The sequence below is a fragment of the Streptomyces sp. ICC1 genome (assembly GCF_003287935.1).
GTDB lineage: Bacteria > Actinomycetota > Actinomycetes > Streptomycetales > Streptomycetaceae > Streptomyces > Streptomyces tritrimontium.
This window is the reverse complement of sequence record NZ_CP030287.1, coordinates 7,448,869-7,464,122: the sequence shown is the minus strand read 5'-3', so window position 1 is coordinate 7,464,122 and position 15,254 is coordinate 7,448,869. Positions and strand designations below refer to the sequence as shown.

Sequence of the window (15,254 nt, the reverse complement as noted above, 5' to 3'; positions counted from 1 at the left end):
GGTCGCGTCAGGGCAGGTCAGGGCGGGTCACGGACACAGGACCGTCCAGGTGACCCGCACGTGCCCGTCGTCGTCGCCGCGGAAGTCGCTCGTACGGGTTCCGGGCTGGTCGGTGTAGGGATCCCAGGCCACCGTGCCGCGGGCGACCAGGTCGTCGGCCGAGGAGGCGTCGCGGTCCCAGAGGTACACGCCGATCTCGAAGGGGCCGGGGCCGTACGTCGTCCCCGAGCCGACCTGCTGGTGGAAGTACGGGTCCGGGTTGGTGCGGCCGCCCTTGTTGGGGAAGGTCGACGGGTCCGACGAGGAGCGCGACCACACGGCGCCGCGGCCGCCGTCACCGGTCCGGACCGTGAGGTCCCCGTAGAGCGCGGGCCGGGTCGTGCCGTCGTCGAAGTAGGTCAGCTCGGCCCCGTCCACGCGGACCCGGCAGGCGGGGACGCCCTGCGCCGGGGTGACGGTGTAGGTGACGGACACCTCGCCGCCGTCCACTCCCGCCATCTTCGCGGTGAACCGGCCGAAGCCGAGGGCCGGGTCCCAGTGGACGCGGCCGGCGGCCATCACGTCGTCGTTGTTCCCGGCGGTGTAGTCGGCGTCGGTGACGTGGGCGGTGATGGTGGCGCCGGAGCCGAAGACCTGCCCGCGGGCGGAATCGTCGAGCCCGAACCAGGGGTCGTGGTCGGGGAAGGCGGTGGCGCCGGCGCGGTCGCGGTGCCACAGGGTGCGGGCGGTCCCGTCGGTGGTGAGCGTGAGGCCGTCGTAGAGCTCGGGACCGCTCTCCCCGGCGGAGGTGAAGCGGGCCGAGTCGACGGTGATGCGGAAGGGGCCGTTCTTCAGGTCGACCCGGCTCACCGGGTCCTTGGAGAACTCGGCGACGATCTGCCGGCGGATCCAGTCGTTGCCGAGCAGCCCGTAGTGCGAGGGGCAGCCGCTGTCGCCGACCGGGAGGACGTGGTTGACGGCGCCGGCCAGTTCGGTGGAGCGCGGGGCGCGGCTGTCGCCGGGCGGGATCTGCTGGTCGCAGGTGGAGCTGAAGGTGGTGTAGCGGGTGGCGCCCGGGGTCTCGTCACCCGCGTTGAGGGAGGTCAGGAAGGCGCCGCCGGGGGTCATGTCGGCGAGGGAGGCGGCGTGGATGTCGCAGAAGGTGCCGAAGGGGCCGCAGGGCGCGGCGTCACCCGCCCCGTGGTTGGGCCCGCCCAGCGAGACCCAGGCACGGACCCGGGAACTCCCGCCGTCCTTGAGGTACTTGCGGGTGAGCAGCGAACCCATGCTGTGGGCCACGACGTTGACCTGGCGGGCGCCGAAGCGCTCGGTGAGGAAGGCCCCGAAGCGGGCCGCGTTGGACTCGTTCGTCGCGGCCCAGTCGTAGCCGAACTCGGCGAGGTCGCTCGAGAGCCAGCCCTGGCCGCGCAGGTGGTCCTCCAGCCCGTCGAGGGAGGCCGCGGTGTCCCCGTAGCCGTGGACGAGGACGACCGGCGTACGGCGCTCCGCGCTCGCGGCGGCCCGGGCGGGCGGTGCGGTGAGGGCGGTCGCGAGGAGCGCCGCGAGCGTGGCGAGGAGGAGCGGGAACAGCAGGGGCACGGGCAGGGCGGATCTGCGCATGGCTCTCCCAGGGGATGCGGCCCGACAGCCTGAAGAAAGTGACTGGCGAGTAGCAAGTTAGCCCTCGGGGATTCAGTGCGATAGGGACGCGTACGAGACTCCCGTGAGCTTTTCGGAGGCGGACCAGAGGCGTTCGCCGGACTTGTCGTCCAAGGTCCATTTCGCCCGCCAGGATCGGGCGGGCGCCCCGCGCCAGCCGAGCCGCGGACCGATGAACTCGTCCGGCCGGACCCCGGGCGCGGTGGCCGCGTACAGGGTGGGCAGGGCGCCGGAGGCGGCGGACTGTGCGATGACGCCGTTCCCGATGGTGTTGCCCAGGGTGTTGGCGGCGACCGTGATCCGCGAGGTGAGGGTGGTGCCCGCCTGCGGGGTCGCTCCGACGTGCAGGTTGGTGGAGGCGTAACCGGGGTGGGCGGCGGCGGTGACGATCCCGGAGCCGGCGGCCGCGAGCCGGCGGGCGAGCTCGTGGGTGAAGAGCAGGTTCGCGGTCTTGGAGCGGCCGTAGGCGATCCAGCGCCGGTAGCGGCGCTCGCCGTTCAGGTCCTCGTGGTCCACGTCCCCGAGGGCGTGGAAGCCGCTGGAGAGGTTCACGACCCGGGCCCCGGGGCCGGCGGCGAGGAGCCCGGGCAGGAGCAGCCCGGTGAGGGCGAAGTGGCCGAGGTGGTTGACCCCGAACTGCGTCTCGAACCCGTCCGCGGTCCGCCCGTACGGCAGGGCCATCACCCCGGCGTTGTTGACGAGGAGGTCGAGGCTGCCGTGCCGTTGGCCGTACTCCCGCGCGAACTCCCGCACGGTGGCCAGGTCGGCGAGGTCCAGCGGGATGAACCGCACGTCCGCGCCGGGCAGTTCGGAGCGCAGTGCGACCTCGGCCGCCCGTCCCCGGGCCGCGCTGCGGCAGGCCAGCACGACCGCGGCCCCGCGCCGGGCGAGCTCCCGGGCGGCGAAGTAGCCGATCCCGCTGTTGGCCCCGGTGACCACGGCCGTGCGGCCGCTCTGATCGGGTATGTGCGCGGCCTTCCAGCCCGGCATGCCGCCTCCTCCCGCTCGCCGCCGGGACCCCGGCCGGGTCCCTGGCCCCCGCACCCTACGCCCGGAGCCCGGAGCCCGGCTCCCGGAGCCCTGCCGCCGCGGGGCCCGGCCGGCCGCGGGTGCACCTCCGCGCGGGGCACGCGGGAAAGGGGCCCCACCCGGCCGCCACAGCACTAGGCCCCGGCTCCCGGGGTGTCCGGGGCCGACCAGTAGGCTGCGGGTCCACCCCCTTCCCGTACTCCGAGGTTCCGCGCAGTGAGCTCGACGCCGCCACCGCCCCCCGTACCCGTGTCGGTCGTCGGCCTCGGCGCCGACGGCTGGGGCGGGCTGACCGCTCCCGCGCGGGCCGCGCTGGCCGGGGCCGAGGTGTTGATCGGCGGACCCCGGCAGCTGGACCTGCTGCCGCCCGAGGAGTGCGCGGGCGTCCGAGTGGCGTGGCCGAGCCCGCTGCGCCCGGCCGTGCCGAAGCTGATGGCGGAGCACGCGGGCCGCCGGATCGCGGTGCTGGCGAGCGGCGACCCGATGTTCTACGGGATCGGCCGCGCGCTGTCCGAGGAGCTCGGCCCGGGCGCCCTGCACGTCCTGCCGCACCCCTCCTCCGTGTCGTACGCCTGCGCGCGCCTGGGCTGGCCCGTGGAGGACACCGAGGTGGTCACCGTCGTCGGCCGCCCGGTGGCCCGGCTCGCGGCCGCGCTGTACGAGGGCCGGCGGGTGCTGGTCCTGAGCGCCGGAGCAGTGACCGCAAACGAGATCGCCGCTCTGCTTCGAGAGCGGGGCTTCGGCCCCAGCCGGATGCGCGTCCTGGAACAGCTCGGCTCCGAGCACGAGGACGCGTACGAGGGCCTCGCCCGGAGCTGGGACCGCGCCCCCGGCGACCCCCTCAACGTGGTCGCCGTCGACTGCCGCCGCGACCCCGCCGCCGGGGTCCCCCGGCTCGGCGCGACCCCCGGCCTGCCCGACACCGCCTACGAGCACGACGGCCAGCCCACCAAGCGCCACGTCCGCGCCGCCACCCTGTGCGCGCTGGCCCCGGCCCCCGGCGAACTGCTGTGGGACATCGGCGGCGGCTCCGGCTCCATCGCCATCGAGTGGATGCGCACGCACCCTTCCTGCCGCGCGGTGACCGTGGAGCGGGTGGCCGAGCGGGCCGCGCGGATCACCCGCAACGCGGCCGCGCTCGGCGTGCCCGGACTGCGCGTGGTCACCGGCGCCGCGCCCGGGGCGCTCGCCGGACTGCCCGCCCCCGACGCCGTGTTCATCGGCGGCGGCCTCACTGCGCCGGGCCTGCTCGACGCGGCCTGGGAGGTGCTGGCCCCCGGCGGCCGGCTCGTGGTCAACACGGTCACCCTGGAGTCGGAGGCCGTCCTCACCGAGCGCTACCGGCGCCACGGCGGCGACCTGGTGAAACTGGCCGTCGCGCACGCCGTGCCGGTCGGCGGTTTCACGGGCTGGCGCCAGGCGATGCCCGTCACCCAGTGGTCGGTTACCAAGCCCTATCCCGAAATGGTGGATCAGACGACATGACCGTGTACTTCATCGGTGCGGGCCCCGGCGCCGCCGACCTGATCACGGTGCGCGGCGCCCGCAGGCTGGCCGCCGCCCCCGTCTGCCTGTACGCGGGCAGCCTGGTCCCGCGCGAACTGCTCGCCGAGTGCCCGCCGGACGCCCGCCTGATCGACACCGCGCAGCTGAACCTGGACGAGATCATCGCCGAATGCGTCCGCGCGCACGCGGCCGGCCAGGACGTGGCGCGGCTGCACTCGGGCGACCCGTCCGTCTTCAGCGCCGTCGCGGAGCAGATGCGGCGGCTCGACGCGGCCGGCATCCCCTACGAGGTGGTGCCCGGCGTCCCGGCCTTCGCCGCCGCGGCCGCCGCGCTGAAGCGGGAGCTGACCGTCCCCACCGTCGGCCAGACCGTGATCCTGACCCGGATCTCCCAGCAGGCCACGCCCATGCCGCCCGGCGAGGACCTCGCCACCCTGGGGCGCAGCGGGGCACTGCTGGTCCTGCACCTGGCCACCCGCTACGTCGACCGCGTCGTGGACGAACTGCTGCCGCACTACGGGGCCGAGTGCCCGGCGGCGGTGGTCGCGATGGCCAGCCGTCCCGACGAGTTGATCCTGCGCGGGACGCTGGCCGACATCGCGGGGCAGGTGAAGGAGGCCGGGCTGGTCCGCACCGCCGTCATCCTGGTGGGCCGCACCCTGGGCGCCGAGCAGTTCCGCGACAGCCACCTGTACTCCGCCGAGCGCGACCGGCATGCCTGCTGACGGGCCTGCCCCCACCGCCGGCCCGCCGGGCGGCCCGCCCGCAGGTCCGCCCGCAGGTCCGTCCGCCGACCCGAGCAGCCCGAGCGGCCCGGGCCGCCGCCCGCACGTCCTGATCCTCGGCGGCACCACGGAGGCCCGCGGCCTGGCGCAGGCCCTGGCCGCCGCGGAAGGCACCCCGTACCGGGTGACCACCTCGCTGGCCGGCCGGGTCGCCTCCCCGGTGCTGCCGCCGGGCGAGACCCGGATCGGCGGCTTCGGCGGTCCCGCCGGGCTCGCGGAGTGGATCACCGCCCACCGGGTCACGCACCTGGTCGACGCCACGCACCCGTTCGCGGAGCGGATGAGCTTCAACGCGGCCGGGGCGGCGGAGCTTTCGGACGTGCCGCTGCTGGCGCTGCGCCGCCCCGGCTGGACCCCGGGCCCCGGGGACGACTGGCACTTCGCGAACTCCCTCGCCGGGGCGGCCGCCCTGCTGCCGGGACTCGGCTCGCGCGTCTTCCTGACCACCGGCCGGATGGGCCTGCACAGCTTCGCGCACCTGGCCGAGCCCTGGTTCCTGGTGCGTTCGGTGGATCCGCCGGACGCGCCCGCGCCGCCGCGCCTCGAAGTCCTGCTCGCCCGCGGCCCGTTCACCCTGGACGACGAGCGGGAGCTCCTCGCCCGCCACCGCATCGACCTCCTCGTGACCAAGGACAGCGGCGGCTCCGCCACCGCCCCCAAGCTCACGGCCGCCCGCGAGGCCGGCGTCCCGGTCCTCGTCGTCCGCCGCCCGCCCGTCCCCGAGGGCCACCCCGTGGCGACCTCCGTCGCCGAGGCCCTGCGCCTGTTGCACTACGCTCTGCCGCGTTGATCACTCACGCGTGCGAAGGGAGCGGGCCATGAAGGCCGGCGGCAGAACATCCGGGGCGGTGCCGACCCTGCTCGTCGGCGGCCTGCTGGTCGGCGGCCTGCTCGTCGGCGGCCTGCTGGCGAGCGGCTGCTCGGGCGGCCCGGGCGCCGGGCCGGCGCGGAAGCCGGCCTCGGTGCCGGCGACGAGCGCCCCGGCCGAACGGCCGGGCGGGGCCGTCGGGGGTCTCAGCCGCCGTGGACGCCCGCGCAGATCCGGGCCTCCGGGCTGTCCGGATGCCAGCGCCCGTGCCGGCGGCCCAGGGCGCACACGTCGGCCGGCCGCACCGGCAGCTCCCGCACCAGCTCGCGGGGCACCTCGGCCTCATCGGAGCGGGTGTGGCGCGGGCGGTGGCCGCCGGGCCGCCCGTCGGCGCGGTCCCGGTGCGGGTCGCCGGGCCGGCGGGGCTCCGGGATGTCCGGGACCGGGGGAGCGCCCGCCGGGGCTCCGGAGCCGGCGCCCCGGTCCGGCGTACCGGCCTGCGCGGCCGGCGCCGCGGAGCGCTCGGCGACCCGCCGGCCGGTAGCCGAGGGCGCGGGCCCGGCAGGGCGGCCCGGCACCGCCTTCAGCGCCTCCAGAGCGGGTGCCTGGACGACCACCGGCGTGGCCCCCGGCCCGCCGCGGGGCTCGTGCCGGGGCGGCTCCCCCGGGGCACCGGGAGCGGTCGCCGGTTGCACGGGGGCCGGGGTCACGTTCACGCAGCCGGAGACGGCCGAGACCGCACAGGCGACTCCGAGCAGCAGCTTTGTCGTGGTTCGGGTTGGATGCACCCGCGCAACTCTGCTGTGCGAGGACCCCGTTGCGAAAACCCGGAGCCGATATTCACCCCCCACGGGTGACGGCTGCCCGCCCGCTGACACGGCCCGGCAGTCCGGCAGCCCAGAAACCCGGGGGGTTCTGCCGCTAGTCGCCCGTGGAACCGTCGAGCTGCTCGCGCAGCAGGTCGGCGTGGCCGTTGTGGCGCGCGTACTCCTCGATCATGTGGGTGTAGATCCAGCGCAGGCTGAACACCTCGCCGCGGTGGTGGTCCTCGGCCTGCGAGGTCTGCTCCAGGGAGCGGCCGGCCGCCGCCTGCCGGGCCAGCTCGACCTCGGTCTGCCACACCTGCTCGGCCTCGGCCCAGGTGTCCTTCCCGGTGAAGTGGAAGTCCCCGTCCGGGTCGTCACCGGTGCAGTACAGCTCGGGGAGGTCCTCGCCCAGCGCGATCTCCCGGAACCAGTACCGCTCCACCTCCGCCATGTGCCGCACCAGCCCCAGCAGGCTCAGTTCGGACGGCGGCAGCGGGCTCGTGCGCAGCTGTTCGTCCGAGAGGCCCTGGCACTTCCAGACGAGGGTGGAGCGGTGGTAATCGAGCCAGCCGTCGAGCATCTCGCGCTCGTCGGCCGTGGTGGAAGGTTCGCTGCGGTGTGATCCGCTGTTGGGGGTCATGCCCTCATCCTTGTCGAACGCACCCGTGCCCACCAGCGATTAGGCTGCTCACATCCCACGAGGAACACATCTGGAGGCTCCCGGTGAAGGTCGGCTGTATCGGACTCGGCGACATCGCGCAGAAGGCGTACCTGCCCGTTCTCGCCACCCGTCCAGGGCTCGAACTGCACTTGCAGACCCGGACCCCGGCCACTCTGGAGCGGGTCGGCGCACACCACCACCTCCCGGCGGGTCGCCTGCACGCCGACCTCGACTCGCTGCTCGCGCAGAAGCTCGACGCGGCCTTCGTGCACGCCCCGACGGCCGTCCACCCCGAGATCGTGGAACGGCTGCTGGAGGCGGGCGTCCCGACGTACGTGGACAAGCCGATCGCCTACGAGCTCGCGGACTCGCGGCGCCTGGTCGAACTGGCCGAGGAGCGAGGGGTCTCGCTCGCCGTCGGCTTCAACCGCCGCCACGCGCCCGGCTACTCGCAGTGCGCCGACCACCCGCGCGAGCTGATCGTCATGCAGAAGAACCGGGTCGGGCTGCCCGAGGACGTGCGGACCTTCGTCCTGGACGACTTCATCCACGTCGTCGACACCCTGCGCTTCCTGCTGCCGGGCGAGACCGACCAGGTCGACGTGCGGGCCGTGGTGCGCGACGGCCTGATGAGCCAGGTGGTGCTCCAGATGTCCGGTGAGGGCTTCACCGCGCTCGGCATCATGAACCGGCTCTCCGGTTCCACCGAGGAGGTCCTGGAGGTCTCCGGACAGGACACCAAGCGCCAGGTCGTCAACCTCGCGGAGATCATCGACCACAAGGGCCAGCCGACGATCCGGCGGCGCGGGGACTGGGTGCCGGTCGCCCGCCAGCGCGGCATCGAACAGGTCGTGGACGCCTTCCTGACGGCCGTCGAGACGGGCACGACGCTCAGCGCCCGCGACGCGCTGCTCACCCACGAGCTCTGCGAGCGGGTGGTGGAGTCGGCTCTGGAGCAGGCGCGCTGACCGGCGGCGTCCCGGCCACGCCCGGGCCCGGAGCGGCGGTGGCCCCGGCGGCCCCGGTGTCCCCGGCGGCCGCCGCGGCCCCGGTCGGCCGGCCGAGCCGTGCGCGGCGGGCGCCCGTCACCGCGCCGTAGCCCGCCAGGGCCGCGAGCGCGGCGCCCACCGCCCAGTCGCCGAAGCGGACGTACGCCGTCGTGCCCCGGGCGAGCGGGACCTCGTACAGCCGCGCCGTGCTCGCCGAGGTGGACAGCGGCTGCCCGATCCGCCCGCCGTCCGCACCGCGCACCTCGCTGATGCCGGTCAGGGTGGCGTGGACCACGGGCCGGCCGGTCTCGGCGGCGCGCAGCGCCGACAGCGAGGCGTGCTGGGCCGGGGCCCAGCCGTCCTGGAAGCTGGACGTGGCCGACTGGTCGATCAGCAGGGCGGCTCCGTCGCGGGCCAGGTGGCGGCTCATGTCGGGGAACGCCGACTCGAAGCAGACCAGCGGGCCGACGCGGACGTCCGGGCGGCCGGGCAGCTCCATCAGGACCTGGGCGCCGCCCGGGACGCGGTTCTCGTCGGCGGCCTTGCCGACCGAGGTGGCCCAGCCCAGCAGGGCGCGGGCCGGCACGTACTCCCCGAAGGGGACCAGGCGCATCTTGTCGTACCGGTCGCCGGTGGGGCCACGCGGTCCGACGAGGACCGCCGATTTGCGGATCCCGGGCCGGTCGGCGGCCCGGGCGTCCACATTGACCAGCAGCGGAGCCCCGACCTCGGCCGACAGGGCGGCGAGCCGCCGGGCGAGGTCCGGTCGGGCCGTCAGGTCCTCGCCGACGCTGCTCTCGCCCCACACCACCAGGTCCGGACGCTGTCCCGCCAGGGTCCGGGTCAGCCGCTCGCCGAGGGCGAACCGCCGCTCCGGGGCGTCCGTGCCGTCCGCGACCAGGCCCGGCTGCACGACGGCCACCCGCAGCGAACCCGACGCCTCAGGGCGCGGCGCCCACAGCCACACCGCGCCGGTCAGCACCGCGCACCCCGTCACCCCGGCGAGCGCCGGAGCCCGCGCCCCCGGCACCGCGACCAGCAGCACCACCGCGCAGTTCACCGCCACCACCAGCAGGCCGACCAGCCAGACCCCGCCCACCGAAGCCAGCCGCAGGGCGGGCGGCACCTGCCACTGACTGGCCCCGAGCAGCCCCCACGGCCCGCCCAGCCCCTGCCAGGACCGCGCCAGCTCCGACAGCAGCCACCCCGCCGGTACGAGGACCAGCGCGGCCGTCGCACGCCCCGGACCCGGGGCGGCGCCGAGCAGCTCCCGCACCAGCAGGGCCCAGGGGATCCAGAGCAGGCCCAGCAGCGCGGCCAGGGCGAAGAGGAACACGTGCAGGCTGGGCAGCAGCCAGTGGTGCACGGCGAACACGAACCCGGCTCCGCCGAGCCAGCCCTCCAGGGCGGCGCGCCGGCCGGTGGGCGCCGACCTCAGCAGCAGCATCCAGGGCACGAGGGCGACGTAGGCGAACCACCAGAGAGCCGGGGCGGGGAAGGCCAGGCAGGGCAGCGCCCCGGCGGCGACGGCGGCCGCCGCACGCCACCACCGCTGCGGCCCGGGGACGGTGAACACCATGACGCGCCTCCGCATCCAGTGTGGAACAGCAGGACGCCTCAGGCCGACATGTGGCGCCACTTCTCGTGGACGGTGACCCGCGACAGCCGCCAGCCGGCGCGGGCGGTGCGGGCGAGGGCGAAGGTGTAGCGGCCCGCGGCGACGAAGTTGGGCGCGGTGACCGTGCCGTCGAACTCCTCGCCGGCCAGCCGCATCGGGTTGAGGAAGTCCGCCCGCACCTCCGCCGTGTCGCCGGGGGAGCCGCCCAGGTCCGCTACGCGGATCAGCCGGTTGACGATGAGGTGCTGGCGCACCGGGAACAGCTTCATCGTCTCCTCGAGCCAGCCCGCGACCTCGTCCGCCGGCCCCTCGACCCCGCCGGCCGAGCTGTAGTCGGCGCGCCCTCCCGGGGCGAACAGGGCGCGGTAGGCGGCCCAGTCGCCGTCGTCGACGGCCACCGCGTACCCCGAGACCACCTCGTCGATCGCCAGCCGGTCCATCACGGTCGCAAGGTCCACACGCTGCGTCATCGGGTCAGTGTGAGGGCGGCGGGCGCGCAGGCCAAGAGGCGTGCGGGATCCGGATCTTCCGGTGGCCGCTCAACGGCCGGAACGCGCCTCCCGCGGGCGGACCACGACGAGGAACGCATCGCTGGCCAGGTCCATCACCACCTCGGCCGGCACGCCCTCGCGCGTGCGCTGTGCCGCGTACTCCTCGGCCGGCCAGCTCCCCCTCGGACTTCCGGCCGGAAACCGCTCCAACACCACTCGACCCATGGGACACCCCCTGCAGCTCGTCTTCAGATCGCTTCAGGTCTCTCCAGGCACAACGACGCGGAGGCCGCCCGGGAACGTTCCCGAACGGCCTCCGATTCACGCGATGCGGTGGGCGGCGCCGTTAATGGCCCGCCGACTCGCCGGCGTGCGGGCTGAGCTCACCCGTGCCGATCAGGGCGAACACCACGATGCCGAGCAGGATCCGGTAGATCACGAAGGGCATGAAGCTCCTGCTGGAGATGAACTTCATGAACCAGGCGATGACCGCGTAGCCGACCAGGAAGGCGACGACCGTGGCGAAGATCGTCTGCCCCCACGCGATGTGGCCCGGCTCCTCGATCACGTCCTTGATCTCGAACAGGCCCGAGGCCAGGACGGCCGGGATGGCGAGGAGGAAGGAGTAGCGGGCCGCCGCCTCCCGGGTGAAGCCCAGCAGCAGACCGCCGGAGAGCGTCGCACCGGAGCGGGAGACGCCCGGGATCAGTGCCATCGCCTGGCAGAGGCCGAAGATCAGGCCGTCCTTGACGCCCAGCTCCTTGAGCGTCTTGCGCTCGCGGACGGCGCGGTGCCGGCCGCCCTCCTCGTCACGGGCGGCCAGCCGGTCCGCGACGCCGAGCACGATGCCCATCACGATGAGGCTGGTGGCGATCAGCCGCAGATCGCGGAACGGGCCCTCGATCTGCTCCTTGAAGACGAGGCCCAGCACACCGATCGGAATCGATCCGACGATCACCAGCCAGCCCATCTTGGCGTCCTGCTCGGAGCGCAGCGCCTTGGTGTACAGCGAGCGGAACCAGGTGGAGACGATCCGCGCGATGTCCTTGCGGAAATAGATCAGCACGGCGGCCTCGGTGCCGATCTGCGTGATGGCGGTGAAGGCCGCTCCCGGATCGGTCCAGTCGGCGAACGCCGCGGTCAGCCGCAGGTGGGCGCTGGAGGAGATCGGGAGGAACTCCGTAAGCCCCTGGACGAGACCGAGGATTAGGGATTCGAACCAGCTCATGTCGGGGTGCGCTCGTCCTTGTGATCGTCGGGCAGTTCGGGTCCGATGCTAGGGCCCGTGGGGTGCGGCCGTGACCACAGGGGGGTGTACCGGCGTCAGTTCGCGGGCCCGTACGGGCACTCGCCCCGGCCGGGGCGCGGACTCCCGTACGGGAGCCAGCCGGTGCCGCTTGCGCCAGGCGACGACCGCGGCCCCCACCGCGGAGGCGGCGATGAAGCCGAACGAGGCGAGGAAGGCGGGGGAGGTGGGGGAGGAGGCGCTGGCGCCGGCGACCACGTAGGCGGCGGTGTTCGGGACCACGCCGATCGCGGTGGCGAGCAGGAAGGGCAGCCAGCCGCAGCGCGACAGCGCCGCACCGTAGTTGGCCACCGCGAAGGGCAGGCCGGGGAAGATCCGCACCGCCAGCATCGAGCGGAATCCGTGCCGGGCCAACTGGTCGTCGGCGGCCTGCAGCCAGCGGCCGCGGATCAGCGGGCGCAGGGCGTCGCGGCCCATCATCCGGCCGAGGCCGAAGGAGATGCCGGCGCCGATGACCGAGCCCGCGACCGCCGCGGGCAGGCCGAACACGGACCCGAAGAGGGCCCCGGACGCCAGGTTCAGCAGGGGGCGCGGCACCAGGGCGGCCGTGCACACCCCGTACGCCCCGGCGAAGAGCAGCACCGCCACACCCACCGGGAGCCCCGGGGGCCAGCCCTCCGACAGCAGGCGCTGGGGCTCGTACAGCACGACGCAGACGCCGGCCGCCAGGAGCAGCGCGACGAGCAGCGAGAGCCGGGTCCACGGCGCGAGGAGGAGGGACATTCCGGGAGACTAACCGACCCGTGTGGCCGCGCGCCGTAATCTGGGCCTCATGCAGCCGAACGACCAGCCGCGTCCGCCGGTTCCGCGGAGCCCCCTCGCGGAGCTGCTGGCGGAGCGCCTCACCGGCTCCTTCGGCGCCGCCGCGGACGCGGAGCAGGCCGCGCACATGGCCGCGTACATGAAGGGCGTCGCGCCCTTCCTCGGGATCCGCACCCCGCTGCGGCGCGAACTGTCGAAGGCCGTGACCAAGAACACCCCGAAACCGGACGAGACGGACTGCACCGCGCTCGCGCTGCGCTGCTGGGAGCTTCCGCAGCGTGAGTACCACTACTTCGCCGCCGACTACCTGCGCCGCAACGTCGGGCGCTGCTCCTCGGACCTCCTCCCCCTCGCCCGGCACCTGATCACCACCGTCCCCTGGTGGGACACCGTGGACGCGCTCGCCGCGCACGTGGTGGGCCCGCTGGTGGCGGCCGACCCGGCGCTCGCGGCCGTGATGGACGAGTGGATCGGGGACGAGGACGTGTGGGTGGCCCGCACCGCGCTCCTGCACCAGCTCCGGTACAAGTCCGCGACCGACACCGAGCGGCTCTTCGCCTACTGCCGGCGCCAGGGCGGCCACCCGGACTTCTTCGTCCGCAAGGCCATCGGCTGGTGCCTGCGCGAGTACGCCAAGACGGACCCCGGCGCGGTGCGCGCCTTCGTCGCCGCGGAAGGCCGCCGGCTGTCCCCGCTGTCGGTCCGCGAGGCGCTCAAGAACCTCTAGTGCCGTGACCGGAAAGGTTTGCCGGGTCGCGGTGTCCGGTGCGGTGCATCGCAAGGCGGAGGATCACGTCGCGTACTGGACGTACTCGCGTGGTCCGACAACGCGGCGAGGTGCCGTGCCGGGCGCCGCGACCCGGTGGACCTTTCCGGTCACGGCACTAGAGAGCGCGCGGTTCGGCGAATAACCGTTCGACGGTCCGTGCCCGATCCGGCAGGATCGGCCACATGTCCAGGCACGCCTTCCCCGCAGCGCCGTCCGCAGTCGCGGACGCGCCGAAGGCTGCCCTCCTCGCGGAACACACCGCGGGCGCAACCGCATTCGGCGGCGCACGAAGCTGACCCATACCGGATCGTCCGGCGGACCCCGCAGGGGGAGGGTCGGTTCGCTCAGGGGGTCCCGAACATCCAGCTTCGGACCACACGGGAAGACATCATGGCCAAGACGGCCTTCGTGCGCACCAAGCCGCACCTCAACATCGGCACCATGGGTCACGTCGACCACGGCAAGACGACGCTGACCGCCGCCATCACCAAGGTCCTCGCCGAGCGCGGCGGCGCCTCCTACGTGCCCTTCGACCGCATCGACCGGGCCCCCGAGGAGGCCCGGCGCGGCATCACCATCAACCTCGCGCACGTCGAGTACGAGACCGACACCCGGCACTACGCGCACGTCGACATGCCCGGTCACGCCGACTACGTCAAAAACATGGTCACGGGTGCGGCCCAGCTCGACGGGGCGATCCTCGTCGTCTCCGCGCTCGACGGGGTCATGCCGCAGACCGCCGAGCACGTGCTCCTCGCCCGGCAGGTCGGCGTCGACCACATCGTGGTCGCGCTGAACAAGGCCGACGCCGGGGACCCCGAGCTCACCGACCTCGTCGAGCTGGAGGTGCGCGAGCTGCTCACCGCGAACGGCTACGGCGGGGACAGCACCCCGGTCGTACGGGTCTCCGGGCTCGGGGCGCTGGACGGCGACCCGCGCTGGACCTCGGCGATCCTGGCCCTGCTCGACGCCGTGGACACGTACGTGCCCATGCCCGTGCGGTACACGGACGCGCCGTTCCTGATGCCGGTGGAGAACGTCCTCACCATCACCGGTCGCGGCACCGTCGTCACCGGCGCCGTCGAGCGCGGCACCGTGCGGACGGGCGACCGCGTCGCCCTCCTCGGCGGCGTCGGCGAGCCCGTGGAGTCCGTGGTCACGGGGCTGGAGACCTTCGGGAAGCCGATGGAGTCCGCCGAGGCCGGGGACAACGTCGCCCTCCTGCTGCGCGGGGTGCCGCGCGACGCGGTGCGCCGCGGGCACGTGGTGGCCGCGCCCGGCAGCGTCGTCCCCTCCAGGCGCTTCACGGCGCGGGTGTACGTCCTGTCCGCCCGGGAGGGCGGCCGCACCACGGCGGTGGCCTCCGGCTACCGGCCGCAGTTCTACATCCGCACCGCCGACGTGGTGGGCGACGTGGACCTGGGCGGGGCGGGCGTGGCCCGGCCGGGTGACACGGTCACCATGACCGTCGAGCTCGGCCGGGACGTCCCGCTGGAGAGCGGCCTCGGATTCGCGATCCGCGAGGGCGGCCGCACCGTCGGAGCGGGGACGGTGACCGAGGTCGGGTAGCCGGCCGGTACCCGTTGTGGTGGCGGTGGTCCGGTTGCGCCAGACTGCCGTCACCACTGGCGTGTACGACGTGTACGAAGGGGCGGGCGGCTCATGGGCGGCGACGGCACGGGCAACGGCGACGGCACGGGCAACGGCGACGGCACGGGCAACGGCGACGGCGACGGCGCGGGGCGATCCTCCTCGTCTCCCCGCCCGACGGCGCCGGTGACGACTGTGCCGCGACCGGTGATGGTGAGGACGTTCGCCACCGGCATCCGGAACGGCGCGTCCGTGTACTGCCCGGGCATGGGCACGTCCGTGTCCATGGCCCGCCGCAGGGCCAGGCGCGCCTAGCTCCGGCGAGCGTCGCCGTTATGCTGTGTGTTATTGACTGAACTACGCACATGTATGTCTATACGGATGTTAGATGCGTGATGGAGTACTATGTCTCTCAGTTAGGTGTAGGCATTCTGTTGTGTATTGCGTGAAAGATCGAGAGTATGTTTGTTCTTTCGGTTAGTTTTTTTTTTTTTTT

At 74.1% G+C, this 15,254-nt stretch carries 15 protein-coding genes and 1 pseudogene; 6 read left to right on the top strand and 10 right to left on the bottom strand.

Going from position 1 to position 15,254, the window contains the following annotated elements; genetic code table 11:
- Positions 1-27 precede the first annotated feature (27 nt).
- Positions 28-1,599 (bottom strand): alpha/beta fold hydrolase, encoded by a 1,572-nt coding sequence (locus DRB96_RS34855; RefSeq protein WP_112452026.1) that lies wholly within the window; start codon positions 1,597-1,599, stop codon positions 28-30.
- A 72-nt stretch (positions 1,600-1,671) separates the two neighbouring features.
- A complete protein-coding gene (locus tag DRB96_RS34850) occupies positions 1,672-2,628 on the bottom strand; it encodes an oxidoreductase (RefSeq protein WP_112452025.1) in 957 nt (318 codons plus the stop codon).
- 255 nt (positions 2,629-2,883) lie between these two features.
- On the opposite strand from DRB96_RS34850, the gene cbiE reads away from it, so the two are divergent.
- Genes cbiE through DRB96_RS34835 form a run of 3 tightly spaced genes read left to right on the top strand, consistent with a single transcriptional unit; the run spans position 2,884 to position 5,748 of the window.
- Positions 2,884-4,152: a precorrin-6y C5,15-methyltransferase (decarboxylating) subunit CbiE gene (cbiE, locus tag DRB96_RS34845; RefSeq protein WP_112452024.1), complete on the top strand. Its 1,269-nt coding sequence runs from the start codon at positions 2,884-2,886 to the stop codon at positions 4,150-4,152.
- Positions 4,149-4,898: a precorrin-4 C(11)-methyltransferase gene (gene cobM / locus DRB96_RS34840; protein ID WP_112452023.1), complete on the top strand. Its 750-nt coding sequence runs from the start codon at positions 4,149-4,151 to the stop codon at positions 4,896-4,898. Before cbiE ends, cobM begins: the two co-directional genes overlap by 4 nt.
- Complete coding sequence (locus tag DRB96_RS34835; protein ID WP_112452022.1) at positions 4,888-5,748, top strand: cobalt-precorrin-6A reductase; 861 nt, start codon at positions 4,888-4,890, stop codon at positions 5,746-5,748. The genes cobM and DRB96_RS34835 overlap by 11 nt, the downstream gene beginning before the upstream one ends.
- 224 nt (positions 5,749-5,972) lie before the next feature.
- Here DRB96_RS34835 and DRB96_RS34830 read toward each other — a convergent pair whose 3' ends face one another.
- Both DRB96_RS34830 and DRB96_RS34825 read right to left on the bottom strand, forming a co-directional pair.
- Entirely contained in the window at positions 5,973-6,554 is a 582-nt protein-coding gene (locus DRB96_RS34830; RefSeq protein ID WP_239517797.1) for a hypothetical protein, read from the bottom strand.
- 133 nt (positions 6,555-6,687) lie between these two features.
- Entirely contained in the window at positions 6,688-7,212 is a 525-nt protein-coding gene (locus tag DRB96_RS34825) for a DinB family protein (RefSeq protein ID WP_112452020.1), read from the bottom strand.
- Between the two features lie 83 nt (positions 7,213-7,295).
- Here DRB96_RS34825 and DRB96_RS34820 point away from each other — a divergent pair, with 83 nt between their 5' ends.
- Entirely contained in the window at positions 7,296-8,201 is a 906-nt protein-coding gene (locus DRB96_RS34820) for a Gfo/Idh/MocA family oxidoreductase (protein ID WP_112452019.1), read from the top strand.
- Here the strand turns inward: DRB96_RS34820 and lnt are convergent.
- From lnt to DRB96_RS34800, 5 genes are all read right to left on the bottom strand, one after another.
- Positions 8,146-9,801: an apolipoprotein N-acyltransferase gene (gene lnt, locus DRB96_RS34815; protein ID WP_112452018.1), complete on the bottom strand. Its 1,656-nt coding sequence runs from the start codon at positions 9,799-9,801 to the stop codon at positions 8,146-8,148. The genes DRB96_RS34820 and lnt overlap by 56 nt on opposite strands.
- Before the next feature lie 38 nt (positions 9,802-9,839).
- Entirely contained in the window at positions 9,840-10,310 is a 471-nt protein-coding gene (locus tag DRB96_RS34810; RefSeq protein ID WP_112452017.1) for a nuclear transport factor 2 family protein, read from the bottom strand.
- A 69-nt stretch (positions 10,311-10,379) separates the two neighbouring features.
- On the bottom strand, positions 10,380-10,556 hold the full coding sequence (locus DRB96_RS44000; protein ID WP_204357891.1) for a hypothetical protein: 177 nt from the start codon (positions 10,554-10,556) through the stop codon (positions 10,380-10,382).
- Between the two features lie 121 nt (positions 10,557-10,677).
- Positions 10,678-11,559: an undecaprenyl-diphosphate phosphatase gene (locus DRB96_RS34805; RefSeq protein ID WP_112452016.1), complete on the bottom strand. Its 882-nt coding sequence runs from the start codon at positions 11,557-11,559 to the stop codon at positions 10,678-10,680.
- A 48-nt stretch (positions 11,560-11,607) separates the two neighbouring features.
- Positions 11,608-12,360, bottom strand: a complete 753-nt coding sequence (locus DRB96_RS34800) for a TVP38/TMEM64 family protein (RefSeq protein ID WP_112452015.1) — start codon at positions 12,358-12,360, stop codon at positions 11,608-11,610.
- Between the two features lie 49 nt (positions 12,361-12,409).
- Between DRB96_RS34800 and DRB96_RS34795 the strand changes: the two genes are divergently transcribed.
- Together DRB96_RS34795 and tuf are read left to right on the top strand one after the other, a co-directional pair.
- A complete protein-coding gene (locus DRB96_RS34795; protein WP_112454100.1) occupies positions 12,410-13,126 on the top strand; it encodes a DNA alkylation repair protein in 717 nt (238 codons plus the stop codon).
- Positions 13,127-13,558: 432 nt separating this feature from the next.
- On the top strand, positions 13,559-14,737 hold the full coding sequence (tuf, locus tag DRB96_RS34790; RefSeq protein ID WP_112452014.1) for an elongation factor Tu: 1,179 nt from the start codon (positions 13,559-13,561) through the stop codon (positions 14,735-14,737).
- A 191-nt stretch (positions 14,738-14,928) separates the two neighbouring features.
- Here the strand turns inward: tuf and DRB96_RS45345 are convergent.
- Positions 14,929-15,090, bottom strand: a pseudogene (locus DRB96_RS45345) (elongation factor Tu); the annotation flags it as partial.
- Positions 15,091-15,254 lie beyond the last annotated feature (164 nt).